General features: G+C 53.4%; 4 protein-coding genes. 2 read left to right on the top strand and 2 right to left on the bottom strand.

The window, feature by feature from the left end; translation table 11 throughout:
* A partial coding sequence (locus Q0X25_RS08485; protein ID WP_298581261.1) for a Sapep family Mn(2+)-dependent dipeptidase occupies nucleotides 1-1,161 on the top strand: 1,161 nt, incomplete at its 5' end.
* Between the two features lie 14 nt (nucleotides 1,162-1,175).
* Nucleotides 1,176-1,634, top strand: coding sequence for a DUF192 domain-containing protein (locus Q0X25_RS08480; RefSeq protein ID WP_082715583.1), 459 nt, complete (start codon nucleotides 1,176-1,178; stop codon nucleotides 1,632-1,634).
* Here Q0X25_RS08480 and Q0X25_RS08475 read toward each other — a convergent pair.
* Both Q0X25_RS08475 and Q0X25_RS08470 read right to left on the bottom strand, forming a co-directional pair.
* Complete coding sequence (locus Q0X25_RS08475; protein ID WP_298581255.1) at nucleotides 1,629-1,847, bottom strand: cupin domain-containing protein; 219 nt, start codon at nucleotides 1,845-1,847, stop codon at nucleotides 1,629-1,631. The two genes, Q0X25_RS08480 and Q0X25_RS08475, sit on opposite strands and share 6 nt — an antisense overlap.
* 65 nt (nucleotides 1,848-1,912) lie before the next feature.
* On the bottom strand, nucleotides 1,913-2,506 hold a 594-nt coding region (locus tag Q0X25_RS08470), incomplete at its 5' end, for a GNAT family N-acetyltransferase (RefSeq protein ID WP_298581252.1).

The raw sequence follows: 2,506 nt of genomic DNA, 5'->3' as shown, positions 1-2,506 counted from the left end.
ATCTCAAACAACACAAAAAAGCAGATTGCGGTGTTTGGCCACTTGGATGTTGTTCCTGCAGGTCCGGGTTGGGATTTTGAGCCGTATGCGCTCACCAAAAAAGAGGGATATCTGTGCGGCCGTGGCGTGGTTGACGATAAAAGCCCGGCGATCTTATCGCTCTGGGCGGCCCACTTTTTTATGGAGCACCCCCTCGAGCGCGCGCACGACTTGCGCGTCATGTTGGGCACCAACGAAGAAACGCACATGAACGATGCAAAATATTACAACAAGCACTATCCCGCTCCCGACTTTTTGTTCACGCCCGACTCGTATTGGCCCGTCGTGATTGGCGAGAAGGGCACTTATAATGGGGAAATTTCGTTTGATCTGCAGCCGCAGGGGCGTATCGTGTCTTTCGAAGGAGGCACCGTGCGCAATGCCGTGGCGTCGCGGGCGCAGGCTGTTATCCGTGCGCGCTTGGACGAAACACCTGAGGTCGACGGCATAACACCCAGCGATTTGGGAGACGGTACCATTCGTCTTGAGGCCCAGGGTGTAGGCGGGCACGCTTCGTTGCCGCAGGGCACGAAGAGCGCCATCGGCATGCTGGGGAAGTATTTGTATGACCACGAGTTGTATAGCCCTGCCGAGAAGACCTGGTTTGAGCTGCAGCATCGTCTGTATGCAAGCTGGGATGGTTCTCTTTTGGGCGTCGATGCAACTGACAATGTCTTCTCGCCGTTGACTATTGTGAGTGGAGTCATTGGCGTTCGTGATGGGCAGCTCGTGCAAACCATAGATGCGCGTTGGCCCAAATCGACCAATCCTGATCGCATAAGCGAGCAGTTAACGAAGGTATGCCAAGAGCATGGAGCACGTTTTTGCGAGACACACCGCGGTGTCTGCATGTATCAAGATCCGCAGCAGGAAGAAATTCAGGCGTTGCTTTCGAGCTTTACGCAGTGGTCACCCGAGAAGCTTGCACCCATTACTTTGGGTGGCGGAACCTATGCAAAGCATTTTCCATATGCGGTGGCATTTGGTCCTGAATACGAGCATGAAGATGGAAGGCCTGCGTGGGTTGGGAGTATCCATGGACCCAACGAGGCAATTTCTGAAGCGTCGCTGCAGCGCGCGCTTGCGATCTACATTACCGCACTCGGAAAATTACTCGGATAGGCGTGTCGGCAGCCATGAATATTCGCCTAGTCAATACACGCACCAACCAAGTTCTCCTCGTCGAGCATGCGGCAAATTTTATGAGCCGTCTACGTGGTCTTATGGGAAGAGAAGAACGTGAAATACACGGAGGGCTGTTCTTGCAGAACTGCTCCTCCGTGCATTGCTGTTTTATGAAAGTACCTTTGCGGATTGTATATCTGAGGTCTGATTGTGCAGGAGCAGATCATCCCGATTGCGCACGCTCAAATTCGTATGCAAAAGCGTATGCGGGGACAGCTGCGAACCGTACATGCCTTGAGGTTCTTTTTTGCGAAACCGTTATGCCGTGGCGTCTAGGTTCACACGTACCAAAGGCAAAACATGTACTTGAATTGCCCGTCCACACAGATTTTGACGTGCGTCCCGGTGATCAACTGCTGATAGAAGGACCGACCTGCGACCGACTTACAACCGAACCGACCGACCTATAGGCGATCATACTCGGGGTTCTCGACCTCGATCTTATCGGAATCTTGATGCGGTGCAAGAGTCGAGATCATAATCATGGGCTCGTCGTAGGGATTGGCCACATAGTGCACCTCATCGGGCTCGATGTGGATAAAGTCCCCCGCCGAAAGCGTGTGGAGCACGCCGTCAACTACAATATCGACTTTGCCCTGCATGATGTGGAAGTTCTCCTCCATGATGTGTTTTTATTAAGGCCTGCAGTGAGTGCCCCCCCGTTTAAGGTCTCAATGAGTGTTCCCGTTTAACGTCCCAGTGCTGTCTTCAACTTTTTTGCCAGTGTCAAACTGCGGTAGAACAAGGGTCGAACAGCAATGTCGCGACCAGCTGCCACGGGCGTAATCTGAGTCGTAAATTTTGTTTTGAACTCGTTTAAGCGCTTGAGCGAGGGGGCAAAATCGCTTCCGATACCCATGAGGTCATAATCCTTGATGCCCATGTGGGCAAGCAAACAGCACTCGCAATAGACGAGCTTATCGGTCACGTGCATACGCATGGCATCAGAGCGCATGCCAGCATAGTAGCGCACGGCGCGCGTGCCACTCAGCGTCACAATTGACCAGCTCAACACCTGTCCATCTAAGCGTGCGGCAAAAACACGGCAATGCTCTTTGCCCAGCGACTGGAGCATATCGCTGTAGTCGCTCATGGGCGAGCAGTTAAAGCCATCGCGCTGAGCGGTCTGCTGCATAATGGCGTAATAGGGCGAAAAATCTTGGTAGGCTTGCTCGGTCTCGTCGCTGCATACAGCATCGCATTCGCGCAGGGCCTTGCGCACATCGCGGCGGCCGCGGCTCTTCATGCGGTTTAAGATCTCGTCGTCGCTATCCTCCAGCGA

Source organism: uncultured Olegusella sp., assembly GCF_947253395.1.
Lineage (GTDB): Bacteria > Actinomycetota > Coriobacteriia > Coriobacteriales > Atopobiaceae > Olegusella.
This window is presented reverse-complemented; position numbering and strand designations above follow the sequence as displayed.